This window comes from Qipengyuania sp. 902, from assembly GCF_051195295.1.
Taxonomy (GTDB): domain Bacteria; phylum Pseudomonadota; class Alphaproteobacteria; order Sphingomonadales; family Sphingomonadaceae; genus Qipengyuania.
The window spans coordinates 416955-443131 of the sequence record NZ_JBNJLJ010000001.1; the positions used below are offsets into that span (position 1 = coordinate 416955).

Here is a 26177-nt window from a genome sequence, read left to right on the forward strand (position 1 = left end):
GCCCCCTCATCGATCTTGCAGCCAGATGGCTGGACAAGCCTACTGACAGGCGAGGCATTCCTCGTAATCGGTCTGCTCGCCGCCGGCGGCCAGTTCGTATTTCGCGGCATCGGCGGTGTTGTCCGCCTCGACGCCGCCGGCGAAACCGGCGCGCTGCACGCTCTTGGAACGCAGGTAGTAGAGCGACTTGATGCCCTTCTCCCATGCCTGGAAGTGCAGCATCATCAGGTCCCACTTGTCGACATCGGCGGGGATGAACAGGTTCAGCGACTGGGCCTGGTCGATATAGGGCGCGCGGTCGGCAGCGAATTCGAGCAGCCAGCGCTGGTCGATCTCGAAGCTGGTCTTGAACGCGGCCTTTTCCTCGGCGCTGAGGAAGTCGAGATGCTGGACGCTGCCGCCCCGCTCGAGGATCGAATTCCAGACCGCAGTCGAGTTTTTCGATTTCTTGTCGAGGATCTTTTCCAGATACGGGTTCTTGACCACGAAGCTGCCGGACAGCGTCTTGTGGGTATAGATGTTCGCCGGGATCGGCTCGATACAGGCGCTGGTGCCGCCGCAGATGATGCTGATCGACGCGGTCGGCGCGATCGCCATCTTGCAGCTGAAGCGCTCCATCGCGCCCATTTCTTCCGCATCGGGGCAGGCGCCGCGTTCCTGTGCGAGCACCAGCGACGCCTCTTCCGCCTTGCCGCTGATGTGCTTGAACATCTTGAGGTTCCAGACCTTCGCCATCGGGCTTTCGAAGCCGATGCCCTTGGCCTGGAGGAAGGAGTGGAAGCCCATCACGCCCATGCCGACGCTGCGTTCGCGCATGGCGGAATATTTCGCGCGGGCCATCTCGTCCGGCGCGCGGTCGATATAGTCCTGCAGGACATTGTCGAGGAAGCGCATGACGTCCTCGATGAAGGTCTTGTCCTCGTTCCACTCGTCCCATTTCTCGAGGTTGAGCGAGGAGAGGCAGCACACCGCCGTGCGATCGTTGCCGAGGTGGTCGATCCCAGTCGGCAGGGTGATCTCGGCGCACAGGTTCGAGGTCGAGACTTTGAGGCCCAATTCGCGGTGATGCTTGGGCATCATCCGGTTCACCGTGTCGGAGAAAACGATATAGGGCTCGCCCGTGGCCAGGCGGGTTTCGACGAGCTTCTGGAACAGGCTGCGCGCATCCACGGTCTTGCGGACCGATCCGTCACGCGGGGATACGAGGTCGAATTCCTCGCCGTTACGGACGGCTTCCATGAAGGCATCGGTCACCAGCACGCCGTGGTGCAGGTTCAGCGCCTTGCGGTTGAAATCGCCCGAGGGTTTGCGGATCTCGAGGAACTCCTCGATCTCCGGATGGGTGATGTCGATATAGCAGGCGGCCGAACCGCGGCGCAGCGAGCCCTGGCTGATCGCGAGCGTCAGGCTGTCCATGACCCGAACGAACGGGATGATCCCGCTGGTCTTGCCGTTGAGGCCGACCGGCTCCCCGATGCCGCGGACATTGCCCCAATAGGTGCCGATGCCGCCGCCCTTGGAGGCGAGCCAGACATTCTCATTCCAAGTGTTGACGATGCCGTCGAGGCTGTCGGACACCGAATTGAGATAGCAGGAAATCGGCAGGCCGCGCGTGGTGCCGCCATTCGACAGCACCGGGGTTGCCGGCATGAACCACAGGCGGCTGATGTAATCGTAAAGGCGCTGCGCGTGCTCGGCATCGTCGGCGAAATAGTCGGCGACGCGGGCGAACAGGTCCTGGTATTTCTCACCGGGCAGCAGGTAGCGATCGGTCAGCGTTTCCTTGCCGAATTCGGTCAGCAGTTCGTCGCGGCTCTCGTCGATCTGCACGTCGAAGCGGCGATCGAGGACCTTCTTCGAATCTTCCTTCTGCGTGGCAGCCTTCATCGCGCCGGCGAGCGCTTCGCCCGCGGCTTCGCTGACCAGCGCATCGCTGCCCGTATCGCCCTTATCCATGCTCACTGCCTTTCCGGCTTCGGCCGTGGTCGCATCGTCGGTGGAGTCGCGCACATCCAGGTCCATCTCCATCGCAATATCGTCCCCGCTCTTGAAATCCATCGTGGTCAGCCCCGCCGTTTGGGCCCGGCTGCTGGTCGTCGCATGCTCGGGCGCGTGTTCCGCTTGTGTTCGAGTCGGCGAGCCAGAAACACGCCTACCAATTTTCGCCGGTCGCAGGGCGGAAACTTATCCCTTTTTTACCCACAGACCGGCGCGGACGCGGCGCACATCCCATATGGGGATGGGCGCCCTCGATGCTAGGTCTTGTGGGTACCCCCGGTAGCCCGACTACTAGATACTGAATCAGGCGGGACTCGCACGCAAGAGGGTGAATGAAGATTTAATGGCGCGGATGCAGCTGGAAGCCGGGTGTCCTACCTTGCTGCAACGCCGCGACGCGTGGAGAAAGCTGGGCTGGCGACCCCCGCAAGCCGGAAAATGAATCTGCGAAAAAAATTTTGCGGGCAAAAAGGATGCATCGCCCTTGCGATTCATTCGAATCCGGGGGCGCAATTTTTGAATCGTGCGGCCCCGCAGCTGTCCAAAAGGCGGGCCCCGCCGAAGCAGAGCCCGCAACCGTTCGATTCAAAATGGCGACCCCGGCACGGGACACCGTTCCCGCAGACGAACACCGCCCCGTACCGAGACGGTAATCGCATCGTCGTCAGGAGACAGGGGGCCCCCCGACCGTCAGCGCGAGGACGCTGCGCTCCGCCGGGGACGACGCGAGCCGACGACTTTCTTCGCGCGCCAATTGGCGCGAGAGCCGCTCGGCTTGCTTCTCGTTATTGGCGAAAATGATGTTCGCCTGAATGACCTGGCCGTTCGCACTGCCCCGCGGCAATGGTGAAAGGCTGGTAAGTCGCGAGACTGCGCGTCGGCTCGCCCGGTCTACCTGGGATGAGCCGGACTTGCGATAGATAGTCACGTTTTCCGGGCGTCCGTCGACACCGGCGGTGAAGCGCACACTCGCGGCACCGCTTGGAGCCGATTGGGGTGAAACGCGTATCTGTCGTAGGTGCCGGTCCAGATCCTTCTGCACATTATCCGCGAACTCGCTGGGCGAGGTAGGTGACACGACGATCTCCTGCGACGCCAGCGGCGTGGCCAGCAGCGATGCCGTGACGGCAACGGACATGGCGAATATGGAAAGCTTATTCATGGGATCATCCTTTACGTATAGAGGATGATCGGCCGAAGAGAGTATCACACGAAGTGCGACAAACCTTGTTTTATAGCGATAGCGGTCTTTGGTCGATCAGCGTTGAGGCTTCTGCGGACGCTCGCGACGTCTTCGTGAATACATGAATCGCTACTAATGTCAAAATCGGGTCATATTAACATGTCGGATCTATACAAAGTTGCAACTATATAACGAGCGAAAGCACTTTCCGCGCTGTGGTTAACAATTTTGAACCCGCAACGGCATTCAAAGTGACCGGCTCGAATGGCGTCTTGCGAGCGACTCGCTAAGCGGCGGCACGGGCGTGGGATGCAATGGCCTCCGCCACCTCGTCGACCAGCTCCAGCGGCAAGTCGTGACCCCAGCCGGGGATCGTCTTGAGCTTCGCGCCAGGGATCGCGGCTGCGGTATCGCGCCCGCCTTCGACCGGCACCAGCGGATCGTCCTCGCCATGCATGACGAGGGTCGGAACGGAGACATCCTTGAGCATCTCGCGGCGGTCGCCATCTGCGACGATCGCCGAGAGATGGCGGGTCGGTCCTTCGGGATAGATGCTGCGCTGTACGCTCGCCCGCGCACGGTTCCGCAGGCGCTCCTCGTCGGACGGGTATCCGGGCGAACCGATGGTGCGGGCGAGCATCACCCCGTGATCGACCAGCGCCTCTTCCTCCATGCTCTTCGGCCGCGTCACCAGCGCTTTCAAGGCTTCGGGCTTCGCGGCGGGCAGCTTGGGATTGCCGGTGGTCGAGAAAATCGACGTTAGCGATTTGCAGCGCTGCGAATGCCGAGCGGCGACATGTTGCGCGATCATTCCACCCATGCTGGCGCCCACGATATGCGCGCGGTCGATCTCCAGCGCATCGAGCAGGCCGACCCCGTCGTCCGCCATATCCGCCAGCGTATAGGGCACTTTGGGTGTGAAGCCGAGCTTGGTCAGCAGCGTCATCTTGAGGATGCCCGGCGCCTTCACCCCGTCGAACTTTTCGCTGAGTCCGATGTCGCGGTTGTCGTAGCGGATCACGCGGAAGCCATGTCCGGCCAGCGCTTCGACCAGCTCGTCGGGCCACAAGATCAGCTGCGCGCCGAAGCCCATGACCAGCAGCATCGGATCCGCGGCCGGATCCCCATGTTCCTCGTAATGGATTTCGATCCCGTTCGCCTGTGCCTTGGGCATGCCTCGTTCCCCTGATTTCTAATTCTTTCCGAGCCTTTTCAGCCGAAACGTCCCGCCAAGTCCATCGCGAATGTCGCACGTATACAAGCCTTTTCCAGCCAAGTGCGTCACTCCGCGGCTGTGAGCCTCGATCCAGGACCTTACGATCAATGGACCGCAGGAAAGAAGACCGCAGCCAGACGCGCGAGACCGTTCGTGCAACCATCGCCGGCGTCGACACTCTTTGCACGATGCGAAACTTGTCGCAGTCCGATTGCATGATCGAGGGTGGCGCGTTGCCCGGCGACATCGGAGCGCCGGTGACTATCCAACTGACGGCCGACCTTGCCGTCTCCGGCGAAGTGGCATGGCAATTGGGAGAGAGCATGGGGATTTTCTTCCTCCAGCCCATGCCCCTGTCGGTGGTGCGCAGCTTTGCGCTAGACGACTGGCCGCTGCGTTCGGACTGGAACGTGCCGGGCCCGTCGACCTCGCAATAGCCCTTCCCCCAATCGCACTAGGACGGATCGACTAGGCCCGCTGGCGTATTTTCGCCGGCTGCCGTCTCGCTAGCCTCGCTCCCTGGAACTGACATCGGGGAGAATCGCCATGGCCGAAAAAAAGCAGCTGGATTGCCCCAGCGCGCCACACCAGCATCCCGAAGCGCGTCTGCTGGGCGTCGTGCTCGAGGAAAAAGGCCCGCCCCGCGTCTCCTATGTCGAGAAGGGCGTCGATCTGCCGGAAGATTTCGACGCCGAACAGCTCGGCGTCGATCCCGGCCATGCGCTCCGCTTCGCCGCACCCTGCGCCAACAAGGGCTGCGGACAATGGAAAGAGGGCGGCTGCGGGTTGGGACGCGAAATCATCAAGCGCCTGCAACCGGTCGTCGATGTCGCACCTGGCTGCACCCTGCGCGCAACCTGCCGCTGGTTTGCCGAAAACGGCACTGCGAGCTGCCTGCGCTGCCCCCAGATCGTGACGCGCCGCAAGAAGAGCGACGCAGTCTCGCCGCATGTTCACGCAACACCCTCGCCTGTCGGCCCCCCGGACCGCAGGGAACGGGTCACCGCTTGATCCGGGTCGTAGAAAGGAAACTACCATGACGAAGAAGGCAGGGCGTCTCGACAGCGCCGATCTGACAGCAGCCCTCGGCCAGGCCGGCGATCTCGCGAAAGCACGCATCGTTCAGCTGGATGGCGCGACGCTCGACGCCGTCGCAGGTGGCGTCGAACCTGTATCCAGCCCCACCGGCGGCTCCATCTTTCCAGGCGTGGGCGACATCGGCGATGTCGTTACCGACGGTATGGCACCGACCCAACCCGATCCCTGGCTCGACTTCCTCAACGGGGGCGATTCGTCGGAGTTCTAACGAACCCGTGAGCCTATGGGGATCGCGGCCTCCCTTGGCCGCGGTCCCCGCCTTTTCTTTGCAGGCTGCGGATCGGCGAAGTGGGGTTGCGCCAAAGCAGCGCTCCAAGATTTTCGCCCTGCCGTGGGTCCGGACGGCTGGTGCGTGCTCAATCCATCTCCGGGCCAGCAATGGAAGGAGAACCATCATGAAAAGCAAGGCAGCACGGCTCGGCCAGGCACAGCTCGCTTCGGTCATCGCCAATGCCGCGGACGCGGCCAAGGCGCGGATCGAACAACTCGATCCGGCGTCGCTCGACGATGTCTCGGGCGGCACCGATCCGCTCGGCGACAGTGGTGACGACTGGACGACGGACGGGGCGATCATGCCGTATCCCGATCCTTTCGAGGATCTGCTCGGCTCGCGCGGTTCGTTGTAATCCCAGGTCCGCGCACATGCCATGGCCGCACCCCATCAAGGGCGCGGCCATGGCTTTTGGTGTCGGGGCCGACTGCGATCAGCCGCCGAGCATGATGACATCCGCGCCGTCACCGGCAGCGAGGCGCACTCTTTCCAGATCGGCCAGCTCGGCTTTGAGCGTCTCGCCTTCGCCCGAATTACGAGCGAATACGAGGTTGGCCTGATAAGTCGCGTCCGATGCACCGGTCACCGGAACCCGGTCGAAGCCACGCAGATTGCGCACAGCCATTTTTGCAACGCGAGCAGCGCGCCGTGACCCTGAATGGTGGAGGGTCTGAAGGTTTGTCGGCTTGCCCGCTTCATCGAGCGTGAAGCGAAGCTGCACGATGGCGCTCATCACGCCCGGATTGCGGTGCCCGTCAGATCGGATCAGCTGGCGGTCGAGCTGGGCGTTCATATCCGCTATCCATTCGGTCATGGCGGCAGGCGAGGTCACGACGATGCCGTCGTCCTGTCCGGCCGCGACCGGGGCGGCGAGAATGGCAGCCGAAGCGGCTGCGGCGAAAGTCAAGTGTACAATAGTCTTCATCGGATCATCCTCCTTGGGGGAACCAGGATGACCGGCCATGTGGGACCAGAAGCCGAGCACAGTCCCGTAACGCTCGTGCATGGGCTTGGATGGTCGATCGGGGCAGCCGCCACATGCGACTGCCTCGGTCAGAGAAACAGCACTTCGCGCAAAGGAATGCCATCGAGCATCGCTAAAGCGTAAACTAGGGTCTTCGAATTACACTCGTAGTCGACGAGGTGCATACATCAGGGCACCAGCACCGTATCGCGGGCGACGGACGACGTTTCGGGGTAGTCGAGGATGAAATGCAGGCCTCGGCTCTCGTGTCGCCGCAGCGCGCTTTTCACGATCAGCGCAGCACACTCGAGCAGGTTGCGCAGTTCGATCAGATCGGTCGTGACGCGGAAGCTGCCGTAATAGTCCTCCACCTCTTGGCGCAGCATCTCGATCCGGTTGGCGGCGCGTTCCAGCCGCTTGGTCGTCCGCACGATGCCGACGTAATTCCACATGAAGCGGCGGATTTCGGTCCAGTTCTGCTTGATGACCACTTCCTCGTCGGAATCGGTCACACGGCTTTCGTCCCACGGCAGGATTTCCGGCGGATCGTCGAGCTTGTCCCAGCATGCGAGGATATCCTTGGCCGCGGCCTCGCCGAACACGAAGCATTCGAGCAGCGAATTGGACGCGAGCCGGTTCGCACCGTGGAGGCCACTCTCGGTGCATTCACCCGCCGCCCACAGGCCGGGCAGGTCGGTCTTCGCATCGAGGCCGATCTTCACTCCGCCGCAGGTATAGTGCTGTGCCGGCACCACCGGGATGGGCCCTTTGGTCATATCGATGCCGAGGCTGAGCAGCTTTTCGTGGATCGTCGGGAAATGCTCCTTCACGAACTCGGGCGGCTCGTGGCTGATGTCGAGATGGACATAGTCGAGGCCGTGGCGCTTGATCTGGTCGTCGTTGGCGCGCGCGACGATGTCGCGGGGGGCAAGCTCCATGCGCTCGGCATCGTATTTTTCCATGTAGCGCTCGCCCGTGTCCGGGTTGACCAGCCGCCCGCCCTCGCCGCGCACCGCCTCGGTGATAAGGAAATTCTTGACCTCGAGGTTGTAGAGGCAGGTCGGGTGGAACTGCATCATCTCCATGTTTGAGACGCGCGCGCCCGCCCGCCAGGCCATGGCGATGCCGTCGCCCGTCGCGCCGCGAGGGGCCGTGCTGAACAGGTAGACACGGCCCGCCCCGCCCGCCGCCAGCACGGTGGCCCGCGCGACATGGGCGACGACTTCGCCGCTTTCCTCGTCCAGCGCATAGGCGCCCCAGACGCGGCCGGACCCCGAATACTCCACCTGGTTGCGTCCGGTTATCATGTCGATGCAGCTCTGGCCTGGCAGCAGGGTGATGTTCGGATTCTCCTCCGCCGCTTTCAGCAAGGCGGCCTGCACCGCCCAGCCGGTGGCATCGTCGACATGGACGATCCGGCGGTGCGAATGGCCGCCCTCGCGGGTGAGGTGGAGATCGCCACCTTCGTCCATCGCCTCGCGATTGAACGGCACGCCCAGCTCGCACAATCGGTCGATGGCCGCCGGTGCACGTTCGATTACGAATTCGACCGTTTCGAGATCGTTGAGCCCCGCGCCTGCCACCATCGTGTCGCGAATGTGATCCTCGAACGTGTCGCCCGCATCGAGCACCGCTGCGATGCCGCCCTGCGCCCAGGCGGTCGATCCGCTCTCGAGCGTGCCCTTGGCGAGGACCAACACTTTCTTGTGCTCCGCCAGCGCCAATGCAGCCGTCAGGCCGGCGGCGCCCGATCCGATGATGAGGACGTCGTGGGGTTCTGTCATGCGCGCGTCATGCCCAAGGCTTCGCCACGCGGCAAGCGAGGAACGACTCGGCGCAGGAGGGCTGAACTGGGCAGGCGCTATGGTTAAGGCGCGACTCGACAGGGGAAAGACAAAAAGTGGACTGGAGGGTCACGCACATATGAAACTGGGTCAAATCGCTTGCGCGTTCGGAAAGCACTCTGTCGATCGCGAGGGCATCAAGCGCGCTGGAGGCCAACAGTTCGGCCGCTGCCGCTGCTGCAAGACGCCGATGGAAGAAGTCGAACCGCATCACTGGGCCGCCATGCGCGTCAAGGATGCAGGCCTGGGTCGCCAGGCGATCTACTAAGCCGACATTCGGATTGGATCAGCCGGAGCCGGTCAGCTGGACGAAGACGTCCTCCAGATCGGCTTCGCGCGTCGTCACGTCCTCGATCGCATAGCCGTGCGACTGCACGATCGATAGCACCTGCCCCGCGCTCGCCTTGTCGCGGTCGTAGGTGATTTCCAGCTTGCGCGGCTGGACGACTTCGGCACGCACGAAGGCCTCTTCCATGATCGGTCCGCCGAGGTCCTTGTCGACCGTGACAGCGACCACTTTCTCGCGCGCCATGCCGACCAGTTCGCGGGTCGGTTTCTCTGCGATCAGCTCGCCGTGGTTGATGATCGCGATCCGGTCGCACAGCTGCTCGGCTTCCTCGAGATAGTGTGTGGTGAGCACCACCGTGACGCCTTCGGCATTCAGCTCGTTCACCAGCTCCCACAGCTGGCGGCGCAGTTCCACGTCGACACCGGCAGTCGGCTCGTCGAGCACGAGGATCGGCGGCGAATGGACCATGGCCTTGGCGATGAGAAGGCGACGTTTCATCCCGCCCGACAGCGTGCGCGCATAGGCATCGCGCTTGTCCCACAGGTGCACCGCGCGCAGCAGTTCCTCGCTACGGCGTTCTGACTTGGGGATACCGTAAAAGCCGCCTTGGTTCTCCAGCACTTCGAACGGCGTGAAGAAGGGATCGAAGACGATCTCCTGCGGGACGATCCCGATGCTGCGCTTCGCATTGCGCGGGTTCTCGCCGATGTCGAAACCCCAGATTTCGGCGCTGCCTTCGGTCTTTGTGACGAGGCCTGCGAGGATATTGATCAGCGTGGACTTGCCCGCCCCGTTCGGCCCCAGAAGTCCGAAGATGCCGCCCTGCGGCACATCGAAGCTCACGCCCTTCAGGGCCAGCTTCGGCGGCTCGCCCGGCCCCGGCGAGGCATATTCCTTGACGAGATTGTCGATGCGGATTGCGGGCGGTGTGCTCATGCGGGTCACCTAGGCTCTTGAGCGGTTCGGTCAAACCCATTATCGGCCCAGACCCATGAGCCTGCCTCCTCCCGAAGTGTCCAAGGTCACCACGCGCCGCGTGTGGTGCGACGGTGCAACCGACATTCGCAGCGGCGAGCGGTACAAGCCGATCGCGCTCGGCCATCCGAAAGTGTGGCTGGAGATCGACGAGCGCGGCTATGTCGACTGCGGCTATTGCGACCGGCGCTTCGTCCTCGAAGGCGGCCCGGCCGACGGGGTGGACCAGTCGACGCTGATGGACATTTCCGAGGGTGCCGATCCGGGGCATCGGTAGATGATAGTCATCCCAGCGAAAGCTGGGATCGCTTTAGGAATTGCGCCTGATTGACAGCGATCCCAGCTTTCGCTGGGACGACCTAGTGCCTACATGGGGTGAATGACCGACCCCAACGATCCACACGCCCTGCTCTACAACCAGATCGATCCGCAAGATGCGCAGGCCCTGACCGCGCGCCTGCTGAAGCCTTGCGACGATGGCGAGCTCTACCTGCAATTCATGGCGTCGGAGACCTTCGCCTTCGACGACGGCAGGCTGAAGACGGCGGATTATTCGCGCGATTCGGGCTTCGGCCTGCGCGGCGTGTCGGGCGAGACGACCGGCTTCGCGCACGCCAACGAGATCAGCGCCGCGGCGATCTCGCGTGCAGGCGAGACGCTGCAGTTGCTCGACGCGACCAAAGCGCCCCATGCCGCCCCTCCCGAACGCACCAATCGCCATCTCTACACCGATGCCAGCCCGCTCGACCTCGTGCCGTTCGCGGAAAAGGTCGCGCTGCTGGAGAAGATCGACGCCGTCGCCCGGGCCAAGGATCCGCGCGTGGCGCAGGTCAGCGTCGGCATGTCGGCGAGCTGGAGCGCGATCGACATCATCCGCGCCGACGGCTTCACCGCGCGCGACATCCGTCCGCTGGTGCGCCTTAACGTCTCGGTCGTCACCGAACAGAACGGACGGCGCGAGACCGGCAATTTCGGCTTCGGCGGCCGCTACCTCTACGACCGGCTGTTCGATGAAGGTCAGTGGATGCGTGCCGTGGACGAGGCGGTGCGCCAGGCGCTGGTCAATCTCGACAGCGTCGAGGCGCCAGCGGGCGAGACGACCGTCCTGCTCGGCCCCGGCTGGCCCGGCATCCTGCTGCACGAAGCGGTCGGCCACGGACTGGAGGGCGACTTCAACCGCAAGGGCACCAGCGCCTTCTCCGGCCGGATCGGCGAGCGTGTCGCCGCGCCCGGCGTCACCGTGATCGACGACGGTAGCATCGCGGAACGGCGCGGCTCTCTCACCATCGACGACGAAGGCACGCCGACGCGCGAGACCGTGCTGATCGAGGACGGCATTCTCAAGGGCTACATGCAGGACCGCCTCAATGCGCGGCTGATGGGCGTGGAGCCGACCGGCAACGGCCGCCGCGAAAGCTACCAGCACGCCCCCATGCCGCGCATGACCAACACTTTCATGCAGAGCGGTGAGGACGATCCCGCCGAGCTGCTGAGCCGTGTCGACGACGGGATTTACGCCACCAGCTTCGGCGGCGGCCAGGTCGATATCGTTTCCGGCAAATTCGTCTTCGCCTGCACCGAAGCCTACAAGGTCGAGAAGGGCAAGATCGTCGCGCCGATCAAGGGCGCGACGCTGATCGGCGACGGGCCCAGCGTGCTGACCCGCGTGACCGGCATCGGTGACGACATGACCCTGGACGAAGGCATCGGCATGTGCGGCAAGGGCGGCCAGGGCGTACCCGCCGGCGTGGGCCAGCCGACGCTGCTGATCGACGGCCTCACCGTGGGCGGAACGGCATAGGGTCCGCACATGGGCCAGAACTCATCGCCCGTTCAGGCGTTGACCGGTATATATCGCGCCTCTGAAGGAGACTCGCCATGTTGAAGCCCATCCTTGCAGCCACCGCCGCTCTCACCATGCTGGCTGCGCCGGCATCCGCGCAAGATTATGCCGATCGCGAACTGACCAGGGGCGAAGCCAAGCTTGCCAAGATGCTGGATGACCGCGTCGCCGGTGAGCCGGAGCGCTGCATCCGCACCATCGGCAGCCGCAATCTGACGCAGATCGACGACACGGCGCTGGTCTACAAACAGGGCCGTACGATCTGGGTGAATTACACGCGCACGCCGGAATCGATCGATTCGGACGACATCATGGTCATCAGGAAGTTCGACGGCTCCAGCCTGTGCCGGACCGATCAGATCACCACGGTAGAACGCTTTGGCGGGTTCCTCTCGGGCATCATCTTCCTCGACGATTTCATTCCCTACCGTCTGCCGGAAGACGCCGAGGGTTGAAGCAGTCCCGCGCGTGACAACACCTGCGCCGTCGTGGGCGCGCGACATATTGCATGTGTGGTTCCACACGCTCGGCAGCGAGGACTGGTTCGCGCCGACGGATGCCATCGACGCGATGCTCGAAAACCGCTTCGGCGAGGAACTGGAGCGGCAGGCGACGCGAGCACCGGGTGAGTTTCTCGCCGATCCACAAACAGCGCTCGCCGCGATAATTCTATTCGACCAAATACCGCGCAACATCCATCGCGATACGGTGCAGGCCTTTGCGCATGACCCGCAAGCCCGGGCAATAACCCATAACGTGATCGAGCGTGGCTGGCTTGCAGACTATACCGAGGACCAGCGCCAATTCGCGCTCATGCCGCTGATGCACAGCGAACAAATCCGCGACCAGGACTTATCGGTCGAACTGTTTGCCCGCTACGCGCCGGACGCACTCGAGTTCGCCCGGTCGCATCGCGAGATGATCGCGCGCTTCGGTCGTTTCCCGCACCGCAATGATATACTCGGGCGCGAAAGCAGCAAGGCCGAGGAAGAGGCGATTGCCGACGGCTTCAGCTGGTAGCTGCGTAATAGAGGCACAGGTCCGATACCGGGCAACTCTCGCACTTCGGCGCGCGGGCGGTGCAAATGCGCTTGCCGAACTGGATCAGCCAGAAATGCCCGTCATGCAGCGCCCATTCGGGTGAGCGTTCTTCCAGCTGGGCCGCGGTCTTGTCCGCCGTCTTCGCATCGGTGAGGCCGATCCGATTGCTCACGCGGTGCACATGAGTGTCGACCGCGATCACGTCTTTCCCGAAGGTGAAGCTGAGCACGATATCGGCGCATTTGCGGCCGATGCCGGGCAGCGCCATCAGCCCTTCGCGTGTATCGGGCACGCGGCCGTGATGCTTTTCCAGCAGAGCGCTGCAGAACGCCCGAATATTGCGCGCCTTCATGTTGTAGAGACCGCAAGCCCGGATCGCTTCGGCGATGTCGCGCTCGTCCATCGCGAGCATTTCTTGCGGAGTCTGCGCCAGCCCGAAAAGCTGGCGCGCCGCCTTCGCCGTGTTGCGATCGAGCGATTGCGCGGACAGCATGCAGGACACGCAGGAGCGGAAGGCATCGGGCTGGCCCTTGGGGCCTTTGGCGCCCGGCGTGCGGCCGGGCATGGCCTCGCGCAGCCGCTCGTAGACTATCTCGACGTCGGACTGATTGAGCGTCAGGCTCACGGCGCAGTTCTTGTTGGACGAAGGGCAATCGCGCCGAAACCGAGCAGCAGACCGATTATCCCCGTGACCGACAGAAGGATCGCCGGGTCGGGCAGCTCCGCCCCACTCACTGACGCGAACACTCGGGCAAGCGCGACCAGTCCCAGCATGCAGGCGATCCCTACCACGAACAGCCCCACTACATTCGCGAGCGGGCCATTCGCCGCGCCGCGCCGCAGTCCCGGATCGTTCATCGCTGCCAGCAGGAACAGCGCGACCAACGGCAGCAGCGCACCATTGAACGCCTGCGCCGCGAGGATCGCCGGTCCGGGCCTGACATCGGCCATCCCGAATCCCGCCCCGATCAGGATGACCGCTGCCCACACGCCGCGGAAGCGCCAGCCCTTCGCCGCCCAGTGCGGATCGTCGATATTCCCGAACAAACCGCGCGCAGTCAGCGCAGCAGCGAGCGGAGCCGTGACCGCGGAGGACAATCCGGCGGCGAGCAGGCCCAGCGCGAGCCCGGTCCGCGCCCATTCGCCCAGTTGCCCTTCCAGCGTATCGGCCAGCGCATCGAAAGAGAGTTCGCCATCGAGCGCGGTGCCGACTACGAGGATCGCCGCCGTAATCAGCGCGCCCAACCCAACGGCGATGGCGAGTCCGAGGCGCATCTGCGCCACCGTCTGCCCCCGCGCCAACGCCGAGCCGAGAAAGAGATTATAGGGCACGACCGTGGTGCCCACGAGGGCGAGGATGGTGAGCAGCGCAGCCTCTTCTTCGAGGAGCGAGAAATCGGGCACGATTCCGCTCGCTAAAGCAGAGAGACTCGGCGCAAGGCTCGCGGCGACCAACAGGAAGCCTGCCCCCATTAGCGCTACGAACACCGCCATCGCTTGCGCGATCCGTTGCGGCGAGCCGAGCAGGAGCAGCGCGACCGCCGCAATCGCCAACGGCAGCGTCAACACGCTGCGGGGCAAGTCGATGGCGAGCATCGCCCCTGCCACCCCCCCAAGGATATTCCCCGCCTCATAGGCCGCACAGCCGAGCAGCACCGCACCCGCCACCAATGCCAGTACAAGGAGGCGGGCAGCGCCATGCGAATAGCGGCGTCGCAATACCGCAGCGAGGTCGCCCCCGGTCGCGATCGCCAGCCGTCCGGCGAATTCCTGCAGCGTGAATGTCGCCACGCCCGAAAAGACGATCGCCCACAGCACTGCCATGCCGGGCCCGGCACCCGCGCTCGCCGCCGCCGTGACCGTCCCCGGCCCGATGAAAGCCGCAGCGATCGCGGACCACAGGAGGATCGATCCGAGCCTTGTCATGGCTGCCGCTTGTGCCGCGCAGGTGCAGCCTGCGCAATGGCCGCGCTCACGCGCCTATCCGCGCCCGGCCGGTCTCACACAACGCTTGCGCAGGGCACGACGCGCAATCGGGGGATGACGGGCGGCACCAGGTCTGACCGAGCTTCTTCATCAGCAGGTGATGCTCGTCGAAATCGGCGGCCGACCATCCCTCCGGCATGACCGGCATGATAACCGCGAAGGCGCGGTCGGTGCTCGCCTTGGGCGGGACCAACCCCATGCGCTGCAGTATACGGGTGTGATGCCCGTCGAGGACGATTGCGCGCTGGTCCAGCGTGCTGGCATTCATCACGCCTGCCGCGATCTTGCGCCCGACACCGGGAAGCTGCTCGAGCCAACGCATTGCCGCCGCGGTGTCCATATCGGCAAGGTGCGCGAGGTCCACCGCGCCACGCCGCTCGATCAAGGCTGAAAGGCTCGCCTTGAGCCGCTCGGCAGCGATGTTGGGATAGGTCTGCGTGGCGAGTTCGGCCTGAAGGTCGGCCAGCGGCGCAACAGCCACGGCTTCCCAGCTACCCCATCGTTCGAGCATTCGGTCGGTCGCTTCGTTGGACACTTCCGACTTGGTCCGAGCGCCGATCACCCCTTGCACCAGCACCCACTCCGGCTCGCGCCAACCGGCGGCCGCCCGTTCGATCCGTCCAAAGCGCTGGACCAGCAGTGCCTGCAGGCGGTGCAGCGTCTCGGTGCGCGGATCTGGGCCGAGGGGAAGTTGGCCGTTCAACCGGGACTGCTGCCCTACTGGCGCAGTTGTCCGCGGATCGCGCCCTTGGGATATTCCGTCGTGTGGACATTGACGTAATAGTTCGACAGGCCTTCGTCGAAGGCGCGTTGGACCCACGACGTGTCACTGCTGCAGCCGCGCCAGCCGCCCTCGGTGGCCTGCTTGAGCGGCAGGACGACCGGCCCGTCGATGCCTGCGGCACCTCGGTGGATATGGGCGCCGGTGATGGGACCCAGCCCGCTAAGATCGTTGAGATCCCAGCAAACCCGCGTCAATTCGTCGGCAAAGCTTATTTCCGCCGTACCCGATCCGTCCGGATCGCCGGCGTGCACTTCGTTTGCCCCGCGCAGCTCGGCTTCGTAGGTCGACGAGATCGCCTCTGTGTAGGTCTGCTGAACTGTTTCGCATCCACCCAGGGCGAGCGCGGAGATGGCAGCAAGGGTTACGGCAACGGACTTCATATCTGATCTCCCGGCAAAGGTGCTTTTAGGCAACGGGGAGATCTTCGCGACGTTCCGTATGCAGCCCTCTCTGATCAGCTCACTCCCACTCGATCGTGCCGGGCGGTTTGCTGGTGTAATCGTACACCACGCGGTTGATGCCCTGCACCTCGTTGACGATGCGCGTTGCGACGCCGGTGAGGAAGCTCGCGTCGAAGGGGTAGACATCGGCGGTCATGCCGTCGGTGCTGGTCACCGCGCGCAGGCCGCAGACGCTGTCGTAGGTGCGGTGGTCGCCCATCACGCCGACGGTCTTGACCGGCAGCAGTACGGCAAAGGCCTGCCAGATCGCATCGTAGAGCCCCGCCTTGCGGATCTCGTCGAGATAGATCGCGTCGGCCTTGCGCAGGATGTCGCAGCGTTCCTTCGTGACCTCGCCAGGGATGCGGATGGCAAGGCCCGGACCCGGGAAGGGATGGCGGCCGACGAACATGTCGGGCAGGCCCAGCTCGCGGCCGAGTTCGCGGACCTCGTCTTTGAACAACTCGCGCAGCGGCTCGACCAGCTGCATATTCATGCGTTCGGGCAGGCCACCGACATTGTGGTGGCTTTTGATCGTGACGCTCGGCCCGCCGGTGAAGCTGACGCTTTCGATCACGTCGGGATAAAGCGTGCCCTGGGCGAGGAAATCCGCGCCACCGACTTTCTTGGCCTCGGCTTCGAATACGTCGATGAAGGTCTTGCCGATGAACTTGCGTTTGGCCTCCGGATCTGTCGTCCCGGACAGGCCCTCCATGAACATATCCTCGGCATCGACCACCACCAGCGGGATGTTGTAATGATCGCGGAACATCGTCTCGACCTGCTCGCGCTCGTTGAGGCGAAGCAGGCCGTGATCGACGAAGACGCAGGTCAACTGCTCGCCGATCGCCTCGTGGATGAGGATCGCGGCGACCGAGCTGTCGACACCGCCCGATAGGCCGCAGATAACCTTGCCGTCGCCCACCTGCTCGCGGATTTCGCGCACTTTCGTCTCGCGATAGGCGGCCATCGTCCAGTCGCCGGCGAGGCCGCAGACGTGGCGCACGAAGTTGGCGATCAACTTGCCGCCGTCGGGCGTGTGGACGACCTCCGGGTGGAATTGCGTGCCGTAGAACTTGCGCTTTTCATCGGCGATCACCGCGAAGGGCGCGCCGTCGGAAATTGCCACGATCTCGAAGCCCGGCGCGAATTTTGTAACCTTGTCGCCATGGCTCATCCACACCTGGTGGCGCTCGCCTTCCTTCCAGAGACCGTCGAACAGCGCGCATTGCTTGGTAACGGTCAGGAAGGCGCGGCCGAATTCGCCGCCTTCGCCGGTCTCGTGACCGGGTCGGACCTCGCCGCCGAGCTGATGGCTCATCACCTGCTGACCGTAACATATGCCCAGAATGGGAATGCCCGCCTCGAACAACAGCTCCGGCGCGCGCGGGCTGCCTTCGTCGGGCACACCGGCGGGCGAGCCCGACAGGATGATACCCTTCGGCTTGAGTCGGTGGAATGCTTCTTCCGCCTGAGTGAAAGGCGCGATTTCGGAATAGACCCCTGCCTCGCGCACACGGCGTGCGATCAGCTGGGTAACCTGGCTGCCGAAATCGACGATGAGGATGGAATCGGGAAGGTGCGCGTCGTCCATGTGCGGCGGTTAGAGGCCGTGTTTCAGCAAGTCCAGTGAGGCGGGCGTTCGCACTTGCGGAAAGCGCAACGCTCATCGCCGTTTTCTCACTTTCGTTCGCGCGACTGAAATATTATTACAGCCTTGTATTCGGATGAGGCGGTCCTCCTAGACGCCGATCCGGAGCAGGAACAGCCGGGCCCGCGCTCCCCTATGCGCCCGCCCGGACTGGCCTTCCTTGTCGATACGGCCTGGCGAACTCCGCCCGCCGCTACGGCAAGGCGATATGGCAGCGAGTAGAGACGCGGCCGCCGACACAACCTCTCCCCTCCCCCCCCGTGTCCGCGCCGCGTCTCGAAGCGCCTCTTGCGCAAAGTGCAGCCGCCCGTGCCGACTTCGCAATTGCAGCATGCCGCGCTGCGCTGCACAATCGGCGCATAACACAATCAGGGTGCTCACAATAAAGGCGACACACCTTTCACCGAATGTGGAGATAGTTATGCGTCGCATGATCCTTACCGCCGCCGCTGCGGCCATCAGCCTTACCTCGCCGGCCCTCGCCGCTTCGCAGAACGCCGAAGTCGCGGTCGATTACAACGATCTCGACCTGTCGCAGGCGGCCCATGTCGAGGTTCTCGAAGAACGCGTCCGCCAGGCCGCTCGCGAAGTCTGCAATGTCGCGACTGCATCGGACCGCGCTTGCGTGCGCAAGACGGTCAAGGCCGCCATGGCCGAAGTGGAGCAGCGCACTCCGGCGGTTCTCGCCAGCCGGTAATCGCAAGCCATTGTAACCACGACGGGCGGGGCCGGTGGCTCCGCCCGTTTCGATTCAGGCCGGCAGTCCGCGCCGTTCGGCTTCCGCGCGCAGGTCGGTCTTCAGCAGCTTGCCGATATGGCTGCGCGGCATGTCGTCGATCGCGTGGAGTTGGGCCAGCCGCTGGGTCTTGCCAAGTCGCGCATTGACCGCCTCCATTATTGCCTCGCACTCGCGCGCGTCATCGCTCAGGGTAACGAAGCCGACCGGCGTTTCGCCCCAGCGCTCGCTCGGCACGCCGATCACGGCAGCCTCGACCACGTCCGGCTCCTTCGCCAGTTCGTCTTCGAGATCGACCGGGAAGATATTGAAGCCGCCCGAGATGATCATGTCCTTCGCGCGGCCGACCAGTTCGACGAAGCCTTCGGCATCGACGCGGCCGATATCGCCCATCCGCTGCCACACCTCGCCGCTTTCCGGATCGGTCCAGTAACCCTCGCGCGTTTTGTCGGGCTGGTTCTTGTAGCCGCTCATCATCGTCTGGCTGCGACCGATGAGATTTCCGGGCGTACCGGGCGGCACGGGCCGGTCTTGGTCGTCGAGCACCTTCAGCTCGCTGCCCGGAGCGGGGCGGCCGACGGTGTGCAACTTGTCGGGAAACTTGTGCGCTTCCAGCAGGCAGACGACGCCGCCTTCGGTCATCGAATAGATCTCGATCAGCGCACCCGGCATACGCTCCAGCACCTCGCGCTTCAGCTCGGCGGGAAAGGGCGCGGAGGTGCAGTATTTTAGCTGCAAGGCGGACAGGTCGAACTCGTCGAAGCGGGGCTCGCGCATCAGGCGCTGGTACTGGACGGGCACGAGCATGGTAACCGTGGTCGCGTCGGATTGCGCGCTTTCGAGCCAGCGGAGGACGTCGAACTTGCGCATCACCCGCACCGTGCCGCCAGCCAGCAATGGCGGCAGGAAGGCGACCATGGTGGTGTTGGAATAGAGCGGCGTCGAGGCGAGCGTGCGCACCGGCAGGCCGTTCTCGATCCAGCTCGACGCGGTGGCAGCGAACTGGCGCCAGCGCATCTTGTGCGAATGGACGATGCCCTTGGGCACGCCGGTCGTGCCGGAGGAATAGATGATGTTGAACGAGTCGCCCGGCTCCGGAACGAATTTCGGCGCGGTCACGCCTTCTTCCGCCATCCAGCCGTCCAGTTCCTCGTCCAGCACGATCCGCGTCATGCCGGGGAAGCAATCTTCGCCCAGCTCGGTCAGCTTGGCGCGGTCGATGAAGATGTGTCTCGCCCCCGAATCGCGCGCCATGCCGGCGAGCTGGTCGGGGCTGGCGCTGGTGGTCAGCGGTGCCGCCACGCCGCCCGCGCGCACGGCAGCGAGAAAGACCAGAGCATAAGGGATCGACGAATAGCCGAGGATGGCGACCGACTGGCCGCGTTCCAGCCCGCCTTCGACCAGCCGCGCGGCAATCCGCTCGACCCGGTCGCCGAGCCCGGCCCAGCTAAGCTCCCCCTCGTCATCGCGCATGGCGATGGCGTCACCCAGACGGGCGGCATTATCGGCGATAAGTTGCGGAAAGCTGCCGAAAGGTTCGGCGAGGCTGGCGGCGATGTCGGTCTCTCCCATGCCGCCTGTGTGACCCAAGCGATTGCGCGTGTCTAGCCGCCTAGACTGTGCAGCAGCAGCGCGAGCACCAGCCCGATGGCGGTCGCGAAACCCGCCCAGTGCGGTGCTTGCCGGTGCGCCTGAGGCAGCACTTCGGTCGTCAGGCTGGCGGTTACCGCCCCCGCCGCGAGGCAGCTGATGAAGGCCAGCAGGTCGTCGGTGAGCCGCTCCAAAAACATATAGCCGAGTAGGGCGCAGGCGGACAGAACGGCAGCCGTCAGCGCCCAGATGCCGAGGATCTTCGCCTTCGAAAACCCCTGATCGTCGCGCATCGCGCGCGCGCCGCTGGCAGCTTCGGGCAGGTTGGAGAGCATGATCGATCCCGCCAGCGCGGCGACCTCCGGCGCACCCGCACCGATTAGCGCGACACCCAGCGCAAGGTTTTCCGGAATGCCGTCCAGCGTGATCGCGGCCAGCATCCCGCCGCCGGTTTCGGAGCCCCACTTTTCGTCTATCAGGTAATCGACCGCCGCGAAGATGCCGGCACCTGCCAGCACGCCGAGTACCGCCGTCGTCATCGAGCTTTTCTCGATTGCGGGCTGCACCAGTTCGAGCACGAGGGACAACAACAACGACCCGCCGGCAACTGCCACCACGATACCCTCGACCCGCCCGCGCAGTTTGCCGTAAAGCGCCCAGAGCGCGCCGACGATGAGCGCGCCCGACACCACGGCGATCACGAGCAGGACGGTCAGCATTCGATGACGTTGACCGCCAATCCGCCCTGACTGGTTTCCTTGTACTTCGTGCTCATGTCGAGCCCGGTCTGGCGCATGGTCTCGATCACCTGGTCTAAACTGACGAAGCCCTCCGCCCCGGTCCGGTGGAGCGCGAGCCGCGCTGCGTTGACCGCCTTCACCGCGCCGATGGCATTTCGCTCGATACAGGGCACCTGCACCAGCCCGCCGACGGGATCGCAGGTCAGGCCGAGATTATGCTCCATGCCGATCTCCGCCGCGCTGGCGATCTGCGATGGCGAGGCGCCCCACAGCGCCGCGAGACCGCCTGCTGCCATCGAACAAGCCACGCCGACCTCGCCCTGGCAGCCCATCTCCGCACCGGAGATGCTGGCGCGTTGCTTGTAGAGGAGGCCGATCGCTCCGGCCGTGAGCAGGAAGGTGCGCTTGCTGTCACGGCAGGGCCTTTCGTCCGCCGTCACGCAATAGAAGCGGATGACGGCGGGAATGATACCAGCCGCCCCATTGGTCGGTGCGGTCACGACGCGCCCGCCGGCGGCGTTCTCCTCGTTCACGGCCATTGCGTAGCAATTGAGCCAATCGAACAATTGCTCGCGCTCGTTCGATTGCGGATTGGCGGAGAGCTTGTCCCACAGGTCGGGCGCTCGCCGCTGCACCTTGAGGCCGCCGGGCAGCACGCCGCGCTGCGTCAGGCCGCGTTCGATGCACTGGTGCATCGCCTCGGCGATGCGATCGATGCCGGCGAAGGTCTTTTCGCGCGGGCGGAAGGCGTCTTCATTGGCGAGGATCAGCTCGGCGATCGACAGCCCGGTCGTCTCGCAGCTGGCCAGCAATTTTGCCGCCGATCCGAAATCGTGCGGCACCGGTGTGCCGGCATTGATCCGGTCGCCCTTGGGCTTGCGCTTTAACTGCGCCTCCGACGCGACGAAGCCACCACCGGTGGAGTAATAGGTGCGCTTCAGTAGCACATCGCCCTCGGCATCCATCGCGGTTAGGGTCATGCCGTTGGGGTGCAGGTCCGGAATGATATGTCCGGCCAGATCGATGTCCCGCGCTTTGTCGAAGGCGATCCGGCGCTTCCCGCCGAGCGGCAGGGCATTTTCTGCGAGGATCGCTTCCAAAGCGCTCGCCGCTTCATCGGGGCAGGTCCTGTCCGGGGCGAAATTCGCAAGGCCGAGGATCGTCGCATCGATCGTGCCATGCCCCACCCCCGTCAGCGCGAGCGAGCCTTGCAACTCCACCGCCACACGCGCCGTCCGCTCCAGCTTCCCCGCCTTCTCCAGCGCCCGCACGAAGGTCCGCGCAATCCGCATCGGACCGACCGTATGCGAAGACGAGGGACCGATCCCAATCCGGAAGATGTCGAGTACCGAGAGCATGATGCGGGGATGCGCTTTCTGCGCCCCGAAATCAAGCGGTTGCAGGTGAAACCGGTTGCGCGGCAATCTGTGGGAAAAAACACCGCGTAAACTTTGGTTTTTCGCCCTCGAAAGCCTATATGCTGAGCATGGACGAGAACACCGAAATCACCGGCGATAACGCCCCCAAGAAACCCGGCTATGGCGCAGATTCGATCAAGGTCCTCAAGGGCCTCGACGCGGTACGCAAGCGCCCCGGTATGTATATCGGCGATACCGATGACGGATCGGGCCTCCACCACATGGTGTTCGAGGTGTCGGACAATGCCATCGACGAGGCGCTGGCCGGGCATTGCGACCTCGTCCTGATCGAACTCAATCCCGATGGCTCGGTGAGCGTCGAGGACAATGGCCGCGGCATTCCGGTCGACATGCACAAGGAAGAGGGCGTGTCCGCTGCCGAGGTCATCATGACCCAGCTGCACGCCGGCGGGAAGTTCGAGAACACGAGCGACGACAATGCCTACAAGGTGTCGGGCGGCCTCCACGGCGTGGGCGTCTCGGTCGTCAACGCGCTCTCCGAATGGCTCGAACTCACCATCTGGCGCGATGGCAAGGAACACTGGATGCGCTTCGAGCATGGCGATGCGGTCGAAAGCCTGCGCGTGGTCGGCGATGCCCCGCCGGTCGACAGCAATGGCGACGAGGAGGGCCTGAAGAAAGGCACGCGCGTCACCTTCAAGGCCAGCGACGAGACGTTCAAGAACGTCACCGAATACGATTTCGACCGGCTGGAGCACCGCTATCGCGAGCTCGCCTTCCTCAACTCCGGCGTCCGCATCAAGCTGCGCGACAAGCGGCACGAGGAAGTTCTGGAGCACGACCTGTTCTACGAAGGCGGCATCGCGGCCTTCGTCAAATATCTCGACCGCAACAAGCAGGCGCTGGTCGCCGAGCCGATTTCGGTCAGCGCGGAAAAGGATGGCATCGGCATCGACGTCGCGCTGGAATGGAACGACAGCTATTACGAGAACGTGCTGTGCTTCACCAACAACATTCCGCAGCGTGACGGCGGCACTCACCTTGCCGCCTTCCGCGCGGCGCTGACCCGCACGCTCAACAATTATGCCAGCGCCAGCGGGCTGATGAAGAAGGAAAAGGTCAGCCTGTCGGGGGAAGACATGCGCGAAGGCCTGACCGCCATCGTCTCGGTCAAGCTGCCTGACCCCAAGTTCGGATCGCAGACCAAGGACAAGCTGGTCAGCTCCGAAGTCCGCCAGCCACTCGAAAGCCTCATGGGCGAGAAGATGACCGAGTGGCTCGAGGAGAACCCCAACGATGCCAAGGCGATCATCCAGAAGGTAATCGATGCCGCCGCCGCGCGCGAAGCGGCTCGCCGTGCCCGCGAGATGAGCCGCAAAGGCGCGATGAGCATCGCCAGCCTCCCCGGCAAGCTCGCCGATTGCCAGGATCGCAATCCCGCGAACTGCGAACTCTTCCTGGTCGAGGGCGATTCGGCAGGCGGCTCCGCCAAGCAGGGTCGCGACCGCAAGACGCAGGCGATCCTGCCGCTGAAGGGCAAGATCCTGAATGTCGAGCGTGCGCGCTTCGACCGGATCATCAGCTCCAAGGAAGTCGGCACGCTGATCCAAGCGATGGGCACGGGTCTGCGCGACGAATTCAACCTCGAAAAGCTGCGCTATCACAAGATCGTGATCATGACCGACGCCGACGTCGACGGCGCGCATATTCGCACGCTTCTGCTCACCTTTTTCCATCGCCAGATGCCGGAAATTGTGAAGGCCGGACACCTCTTCATCGCCCAGCCGCCGCTCTACAAGGTGACGCGCGGCAAGAGCGAAGTCTATCTCAAGGACCAGGCGGCCTACGACCGCTACCTGATCGATCAGGGGCTGTCGGGCCATTACCTGGAGACGAAGGAAGGTTCGATCCCCGCGACCGGCATGAACCAGCTGGTCGAGCACGGGCTGCGGATGCGCAACCTGCTCGGCTTCGTGCCGCGCAAGTACAAAACCGATCTGGTCGAGGCCATGGCGCTGGCCGGTGCGCTCGATCCCGAGGGCGACCGGCAGGCGGGCCTCGACCGCGCGGCGTCGCATCTACAGATGGGCGATCCGGAGGCGAAATGGTCGGCGGAAACCGGCGAGGACGGCAAGGTCCGCCTGTTCCGCCTGTGGCGCGGCGTGACCGACGTGCACGAAATCGACCCCGCCTTCATGGACAGCGCCGAAGCGCGCAAGCTGCACCGCGTCGCGGCCGAGCATGCGGACGTCTACGGCGCACCGGTGCGGCTGGTGAAGGGCGACAGCGAGGAAGCGGAGCCGGTCGATCCCGACAGCGCCGACGAAACCGATGCCGATGCACCTGCCTTCGCCGACGACAGCGCGATCACCCTGCCCACCCAATTGCTCGAAGCGGTCATGGCCGCCGGGCGGAAGGGCCAGAAGATTCAGCGCTACAAGGGTCTGGGCGAAATGAATGCGGAGCAGCTGTGGGAGACCACGCTCGACCCGGACAATCGCGCGCTGCTGCAGGTGAAGGTTGAGGATGCCGACGTGACCGACGAGATCTTCACCCGTCTGATGGGCGATGTGGTCGAGCCGCGGCGCGAATTCATCCAGTCGAACGCGCTCAACGTCGCCAATCTCGACGTTTAACGAGCGGGGCTGGCCGGCGATGCGCGAGATCGTGGGGCTGGAGCGCGGCGGCTTCCTGCTGTTCCTCGCGCTGGTGACGCTGGCGCTGCTGGTCGTCGTCCTGCCCTTCGCGCAGCCGCTGCTATGGGCGGCACTGGCAGCGATCATGTTCCAGCCATTGTTCCGCTGGTTCCTCGCGCGCGCGCCGAGCCGCGACAATCAGGCTGCGCTGGCGACGCTGCTGGTGATCTTCGTCGCCGTGATCGTGCCGGCCTTCGCCATCGGCAGCGCGGTGGTGAACGAAGCGGCCGGCCTTGTCGTCGCCTTCCAGGAAGGGCGCATCAATGTGGCCGACTGGTTCGAGCAGGTGTTCGCGGCGCTACCACCTAATGTCCAGGAAACGCTCGATGCGTCGGGCTGGGGCGATCTGTCGGATCTGCAGCGCCGGGCGCAGGAATTTCTGCAAGCCAGCCTCGGCCTGATCGCGCAGCAGGCGATCGCCATCGGGGGCAGCGTGTTCGGCTTCGTGCTCGCCTTCGGTATCGCGCTCTACGTCAGCTATTTCCTCCTGCGCGACGGACGCACAATCGGCGAGACGCTGCTCGCCTCGCTGCCCTTCGAGCGCAGCATTGCGGATCGCCTTGCCGAGCGTTTCCTTGGCATCGTGCGCGCAACGATCAAGGGATCGGTCGTCGTCGGACTGGTGCAAGGCGCGCTGGGGGCGATCACCTTCTGGATCGTCGGGATACCCTCCGTCCTGCTGCTTGGCGTCATCATGGCGATTGCCTCGCTTTTGCCTGCCATCGGTCCGGCCATCGTCTGGGTGCCCGCTGCGGTCTACCTGCTGGCGACCGGCGCGATCTGGCAGGGCGTGGTCGTGATCGTCTCCGGCGTTGCGGTGATCGGCATGATCGACAATGTGCTGCGCCCCATCCTGGTGGGCCGCGATACCGGCATTCCCGATTGGCTGATCCTCGTGACCACGCTGGGCGGGATCGCGCTGCTTGGCTTATCCGGCATCGTCGTCGGGCCGTTGGTGGCGGGGCTGTTCATCGCCGGCTGGTCGATCTTGCGCGAACAGCGCGAAGCCAGCCCCGCCACTGCGCACTAGTAAGCGCCGAAGCCGACCTCCTCCCAGCGCGACGCCGAACGGTTGTAGGTGAATTCGATCCAGTCGAATGTTTTGTCGAGGACTCGCGTCGCCGCCATCGGCATGCTGGTGGAGGCCCCCTTGGCGAAAGCGATGCTTCCGGCATCTTCCTGCTGGACGAGCCGCAGGCGCTGGCCATCTGCATAGCCGTGGTTCGCCCCGCCGCGCGGATTGGCGGGCAGCGCGAGGTCGACTGCAATGTCTCCGCTGAGCGCCAGCGCCATATGCGAACTCGCCGGAGCCAGCACGCCGGATGCCGCAATACTTGCCGGCTTGTAATAGCCGTGCACCGTGCTCGCGGGTGTCGTATTGCCGCCGGCGAAGCTGACCAAGGGAAAGGATAGCGGATCGTCCTGGCCGTTGGGGACCCGTCCCGCTAGAAAT

At 64.3% G+C, this 26177-nt stretch carries 27 protein-coding genes; 12 read left to right on the plus strand and 15 right to left on the minus strand.

The features are described from left to right. Window positions 1-39: 39 nt before the first annotated feature. From ACSH0F_RS02025 to ACSH0F_RS02035, 3 genes are all read right to left on the minus strand, one after another. Window positions 40-2058, minus strand: coding sequence for a ribonucleoside-diphosphate reductase subunit alpha (locus ACSH0F_RS02025; protein ID WP_435199411.1), 2019 nt, complete (start codon window positions 2056-2058; stop codon window positions 40-42). Window positions 2059-2662: 604 nt separating this feature from the next. Beyond that, entirely contained in the window at window positions 2663-3160 is a 498-nt protein-coding gene (locus ACSH0F_RS02030; protein ID WP_435199413.1) for an energy transducer TonB family protein, read from the minus strand. A 307-nt stretch (window positions 3161-3467) separates the two neighbouring features. Next, the gene (locus ACSH0F_RS02035) at window positions 3468-4355 is read right to left on the minus strand and encodes an alpha/beta fold hydrolase (protein WP_435199415.1); all 888 of its coding nucleotides are present in this window, start codon (window positions 4353-4355) and stop codon (window positions 3468-3470) included. Window positions 4356-4504: 149 nt separating this feature from the next. Between ACSH0F_RS02035 and ACSH0F_RS02040 the strand changes: the two genes are divergently transcribed. The 4 genes from ACSH0F_RS02040 to ACSH0F_RS02055 all read left to right on the plus strand — a co-directional run bounded on the left by ACSH0F_RS02040 (window position 4505) and on the right by ACSH0F_RS02055 (window position 6121). Then, window positions 4505-4834, plus strand: a complete 330-nt coding sequence (locus ACSH0F_RS02040; RefSeq protein WP_435199417.1) for a PilZ domain-containing protein — start codon at window positions 4505-4507, stop codon at window positions 4832-4834. 109 nt (window positions 4835-4943) lie between these two features. After that, on the plus strand, window positions 4944-5408 hold the full coding sequence (locus tag ACSH0F_RS02045) for a hypothetical protein (RefSeq protein ID WP_435199419.1): 465 nt from the start codon (window positions 4944-4946) through the stop codon (window positions 5406-5408). A 25-nt stretch (window positions 5409-5433) separates the two neighbouring features. Beyond that, window positions 5434-5703: a hypothetical protein gene (locus tag ACSH0F_RS02050; RefSeq protein WP_435199421.1), complete on the plus strand. Its 270-nt coding sequence runs from the start codon at window positions 5434-5436 to the stop codon at window positions 5701-5703. Between the two features lie 187 nt (window positions 5704-5890). Continuing rightward, window positions 5891-6121, plus strand: a complete 231-nt coding sequence (locus tag ACSH0F_RS02055; RefSeq protein ID WP_435199423.1) for a hypothetical protein — start codon at window positions 5891-5893, stop codon at window positions 6119-6121. 78 nt (window positions 6122-6199) lie between these two features. On the opposite strand, the gene ACSH0F_RS02060 is transcribed toward ACSH0F_RS02055, so the two are convergent. Both ACSH0F_RS02060 and nadB read right to left on the minus strand, forming a co-directional pair. Then, complete coding sequence (locus tag ACSH0F_RS02060) at window positions 6200-6691, minus strand: energy transducer TonB family protein (RefSeq protein WP_435199425.1); 492 nt, start codon at window positions 6689-6691, stop codon at window positions 6200-6202. A 227-nt stretch (window positions 6692-6918) separates the two neighbouring features. Continuing rightward, window positions 6919-8514 (minus strand): L-aspartate oxidase, encoded by a 1596-nt coding sequence (gene nadB, locus ACSH0F_RS02065; protein ID WP_435199427.1) that lies wholly within the window; start codon window positions 8512-8514, stop codon window positions 6919-6921. A 139-nt stretch (window positions 8515-8653) separates the two neighbouring features. Here nadB and ACSH0F_RS02070 point away from each other — a divergent pair, with 139 nt between their 5' ends. Beyond that, complete coding sequence (locus ACSH0F_RS02070) at window positions 8654-8842, plus strand: hypothetical protein (protein ID WP_278329240.1); 189 nt, start codon at window positions 8654-8656, stop codon at window positions 8840-8842. An 18-nt stretch (window positions 8843-8860) separates the two neighbouring features. Here the strand turns inward: ACSH0F_RS02070 and ACSH0F_RS02075 are convergent, their stop codons facing one another. Beyond that, window positions 8861-9799, minus strand: coding sequence for an ABC transporter ATP-binding protein (locus tag ACSH0F_RS02075; RefSeq protein ID WP_305931474.1), 939 nt, complete (start codon window positions 9797-9799; stop codon window positions 8861-8863). 55 nt (window positions 9800-9854) lie between these two features. Between ACSH0F_RS02075 and ACSH0F_RS02080 the strand changes: the two genes are divergently transcribed. The 4 genes from ACSH0F_RS02080 to ACSH0F_RS02095 all read left to right on the plus strand — a co-directional run bounded on the left by ACSH0F_RS02080 (window position 9855) and on the right by ACSH0F_RS02095 (window position 12701). Further along, complete coding sequence (locus tag ACSH0F_RS02080; protein ID WP_435199429.1) at window positions 9855-10115, plus strand: zinc-finger domain-containing protein; 261 nt, start codon at window positions 9855-9857, stop codon at window positions 10113-10115. A gap of 102 nt (window positions 10116-10217) precedes the next feature. Next, the gene (gene tldD, locus ACSH0F_RS02085) at window positions 10218-11639 is read left to right on the plus strand and encodes a metalloprotease TldD (RefSeq protein WP_435199431.1); all 1422 of its coding nucleotides are present in this window, start codon (window positions 10218-10220) and stop codon (window positions 11637-11639) included. A gap of 77 nt (window positions 11640-11716) precedes the next feature. Next, the gene (locus ACSH0F_RS02090) at window positions 11717-12136 is read left to right on the plus strand and encodes a hypothetical protein (protein ID WP_435199433.1); all 420 of its coding nucleotides are present in this window, start codon (window positions 11717-11719) and stop codon (window positions 12134-12136) included. A 13-nt stretch (window positions 12137-12149) separates the two neighbouring features. Next, window positions 12150-12701 (plus strand): DUF924 family protein, encoded by a 552-nt coding sequence (locus ACSH0F_RS02095; RefSeq protein WP_435199436.1) that lies wholly within the window; start codon window positions 12150-12152, stop codon window positions 12699-12701. Here the strand turns inward: ACSH0F_RS02095 and ACSH0F_RS02100 are convergent. The 5 genes from ACSH0F_RS02100 to guaA form a co-directional block, all read right to left on the minus strand. Further along, entirely contained in the window at window positions 12691-13347 is a 657-nt protein-coding gene (locus ACSH0F_RS02100) for an endonuclease III domain-containing protein (RefSeq protein WP_435199438.1), read from the minus strand. The genes ACSH0F_RS02095 and ACSH0F_RS02100 overlap by 11 nt on opposite strands. Further along, window positions 13344-14648 carry an NRAMP family divalent metal transporter gene (locus ACSH0F_RS02105; RefSeq protein ID WP_435199440.1) on the minus strand — a complete coding sequence of 435 codons (1305 nt, stop codon included), beginning with the start codon at window positions 14646-14648 and terminating at the stop codon, window positions 13344-13346. The genes ACSH0F_RS02100 and ACSH0F_RS02105 overlap by 4 nt, the downstream gene beginning before the upstream one ends. Before the next feature lie 46 nt (window positions 14649-14694). Next, complete coding sequence (locus ACSH0F_RS02110) at window positions 14695-15411, minus strand: endonuclease III domain-containing protein (protein ID WP_435199442.1); 717 nt, start codon at window positions 15409-15411, stop codon at window positions 14695-14697. 14 nt (window positions 15412-15425) lie between these two features. Next, complete coding sequence (locus tag ACSH0F_RS02115) at window positions 15426-15872, minus strand: CHRD domain-containing protein (RefSeq protein WP_435199444.1); 447 nt, start codon at window positions 15870-15872, stop codon at window positions 15426-15428. Window positions 15873-15951: 79 nt separating this feature from the next. Further along, window positions 15952-17526 (minus strand): glutamine-hydrolyzing GMP synthase, encoded by a 1575-nt coding sequence (gene guaA / locus ACSH0F_RS02120; protein WP_305931467.1) that lies wholly within the window; start codon window positions 17524-17526, stop codon window positions 15952-15954. Between the two features lie 478 nt (window positions 17527-18004). On the opposite strand from guaA, the gene ACSH0F_RS02125 reads away from it, so the two are divergent. Then, the gene (locus ACSH0F_RS02125; RefSeq protein ID WP_305931466.1) at window positions 18005-18280 is read left to right on the plus strand and encodes a UrcA family protein; all 276 of its coding nucleotides are present in this window, start codon (window positions 18005-18007) and stop codon (window positions 18278-18280) included. A 54-nt stretch (window positions 18281-18334) separates the two neighbouring features. On the opposite strand, the gene ACSH0F_RS02130 is transcribed toward ACSH0F_RS02125, so the two are convergent. Genes ACSH0F_RS02130 through ACSH0F_RS02140 form a run of 3 tightly spaced genes read right to left on the minus strand, consistent with a single transcriptional unit; the run spans window position 18335 to window position 22007 of the window. Beyond that, window positions 18335-19891, minus strand: a complete 1557-nt coding sequence (locus tag ACSH0F_RS02130) for a class I adenylate-forming enzyme family protein (RefSeq protein ID WP_435199447.1) — start codon at window positions 19889-19891, stop codon at window positions 18335-18337. A 32-nt stretch (window positions 19892-19923) separates the two neighbouring features. Next, complete coding sequence (locus ACSH0F_RS02135) at window positions 19924-20628, minus strand: ZIP family metal transporter (RefSeq protein ID WP_435199449.1); 705 nt, start codon at window positions 20626-20628, stop codon at window positions 19924-19926. Continuing rightward, the gene (locus tag ACSH0F_RS02140; protein ID WP_435199451.1) at window positions 20622-22007 is read right to left on the minus strand and encodes an L-serine ammonia-lyase; all 1386 of its coding nucleotides are present in this window, start codon (window positions 22005-22007) and stop codon (window positions 20622-20624) included. The genes ACSH0F_RS02135 and ACSH0F_RS02140 overlap by 7 nt, the downstream gene beginning before the upstream one ends. A gap of 128 nt (window positions 22008-22135) precedes the next feature. Here ACSH0F_RS02140 and gyrB point away from each other — a divergent pair, with 128 nt between their 5' ends. Then, window positions 22136-24664: a DNA topoisomerase (ATP-hydrolyzing) subunit B gene (gyrB, locus tag ACSH0F_RS02145; RefSeq protein WP_435199453.1), complete on the plus strand. Its 2529-nt coding sequence runs from the start codon at window positions 22136-22138 to the stop codon at window positions 24662-24664. A gap of 19 nt (window positions 24665-24683) precedes the next feature. Beyond that, window positions 24684-25754, plus strand: coding sequence for an AI-2E family transporter (locus ACSH0F_RS02150; protein WP_435199455.1), 1071 nt, complete (start codon window positions 24684-24686; stop codon window positions 25752-25754). Here the strand turns inward: ACSH0F_RS02150 and ACSH0F_RS02155 are convergent. After that, complete coding sequence (locus ACSH0F_RS02155; RefSeq protein WP_435199457.1) at window positions 25751-26125, minus strand: hypothetical protein; 375 nt, start codon at window positions 26123-26125, stop codon at window positions 25751-25753. The genes ACSH0F_RS02150 and ACSH0F_RS02155 overlap by 4 nt on opposite strands. Window positions 26126-26177 lie beyond the last annotated feature (52 nt).

Excerpts from the sequence above, each read along its gene's own strand:
- ACSH0F_RS02025 (WP_435199411.1), bottom strand. The coding sequence starts at position 2,058 with ATGGATTTCAAGAGCGGGGACGATATTGCGATGGAGATGGACCTGGAT.
- ACSH0F_RS02030 (WP_435199413.1), bottom strand. The coding sequence starts at position 3,160 with ATGAATAAGCTTTCCATATTCGCCATGTCCGTTGCCGTCACGGCATCG.
- ACSH0F_RS02035 (WP_435199415.1), bottom strand. The coding sequence starts at position 4,355 with ATGCCCAAGGCACAGGCGAACGGGATCGAAATCCATTACGAGGAACAT.
- ACSH0F_RS02040 (WP_435199417.1), top strand. The coding sequence starts at position 4,505 with ATGGACCGCAGGAAAGAAGACCGCAGCCAGACGCGCGAGACCGTTCGT.
- ACSH0F_RS02045 (WP_435199419.1), top strand. The coding sequence starts at position 4,944 with ATGGCCGAAAAAAAGCAGCTGGATTGCCCCAGCGCGCCACACCAGCAT.
- ACSH0F_RS02050 (WP_435199421.1), top strand. The coding sequence starts at position 5,434 with ATGACGAAGAAGGCAGGGCGTCTCGACAGCGCCGATCTGACAGCAGCC.
- ACSH0F_RS02055 (WP_435199423.1), top strand. The coding sequence starts at position 5,891 with ATGAAAAGCAAGGCAGCACGGCTCGGCCAGGCACAGCTCGCTTCGGTC.
- ACSH0F_RS02060 (WP_435199425.1), bottom strand. The coding sequence starts at position 6,691 with ATGAAGACTATTGTACACTTGACTTTCGCCGCAGCCGCTTCGGCTGCC.
- nadB (WP_435199427.1), bottom strand. The coding sequence starts at position 8,514 with ATGACAGAACCCCACGACGTCCTCATCATCGGATCGGGCGCCGCCGGC.
- ACSH0F_RS02070 (WP_278329240.1), top strand. The coding sequence starts at position 8,654 with ATGAAACTGGGTCAAATCGCTTGCGCGTTCGGAAAGCACTCTGTCGAT.
- ACSH0F_RS02075 (WP_305931474.1), bottom strand. The coding sequence starts at position 9,799 with ATGAGCACACCGCCCGCAATCCGCATCGACAATCTCGTCAAGGAATAT.
- ACSH0F_RS02080 (WP_435199429.1), top strand. The coding sequence starts at position 9,855 with ATGAGCCTGCCTCCTCCCGAAGTGTCCAAGGTCACCACGCGCCGCGTG.
- tldD (WP_435199431.1), top strand. The coding sequence starts at position 10,218 with ATGACCGACCCCAACGATCCACACGCCCTGCTCTACAACCAGATCGAT.
- ACSH0F_RS02090 (WP_435199433.1), top strand. The coding sequence starts at position 11,717 with ATGTTGAAGCCCATCCTTGCAGCCACCGCCGCTCTCACCATGCTGGCT.
- ACSH0F_RS02105 (WP_435199440.1), bottom strand. The coding sequence starts at position 14,648 with ATGACAAGGCTCGGATCGATCCTCCTGTGGTCCGCGATCGCTGCGGCT.
- ACSH0F_RS02115 (WP_435199444.1), bottom strand. The coding sequence starts at position 15,872 with ATGAAGTCCGTTGCCGTAACCCTTGCTGCCATCTCCGCGCTCGCCCTG.
- guaA (WP_305931467.1), bottom strand. The coding sequence starts at position 17,526 with ATGGACGACGCGCACCTTCCCGATTCCATCCTCATCGTCGATTTCGGC.
- ACSH0F_RS02125 (WP_305931466.1), top strand. The coding sequence starts at position 18,005 with ATGCGTCGCATGATCCTTACCGCCGCCGCTGCGGCCATCAGCCTTACC.
- ACSH0F_RS02130 (WP_435199447.1), bottom strand. The coding sequence starts at position 19,891 with ATGGGAGAGACCGACATCGCCGCCAGCCTCGCCGAACCTTTCGGCAGC.
- ACSH0F_RS02135 (WP_435199449.1), bottom strand. The coding sequence starts at position 20,628 with ATGCTGACCGTCCTGCTCGTGATCGCCGTGGTGTCGGGCGCGCTCATC.
- ACSH0F_RS02140 (WP_435199451.1), bottom strand. The coding sequence starts at position 22,007 with ATGCTCTCGGTACTCGACATCTTCCGGATTGGGATCGGTCCCTCGTCT.
- gyrB (WP_435199453.1), top strand. The coding sequence starts at position 22,136 with ATGGACGAGAACACCGAAATCACCGGCGATAACGCCCCCAAGAAACCC.
- ACSH0F_RS02150 (WP_435199455.1), top strand. The coding sequence starts at position 24,684 with ATGCGCGAGATCGTGGGGCTGGAGCGCGGCGGCTTCCTGCTGTTCCTC.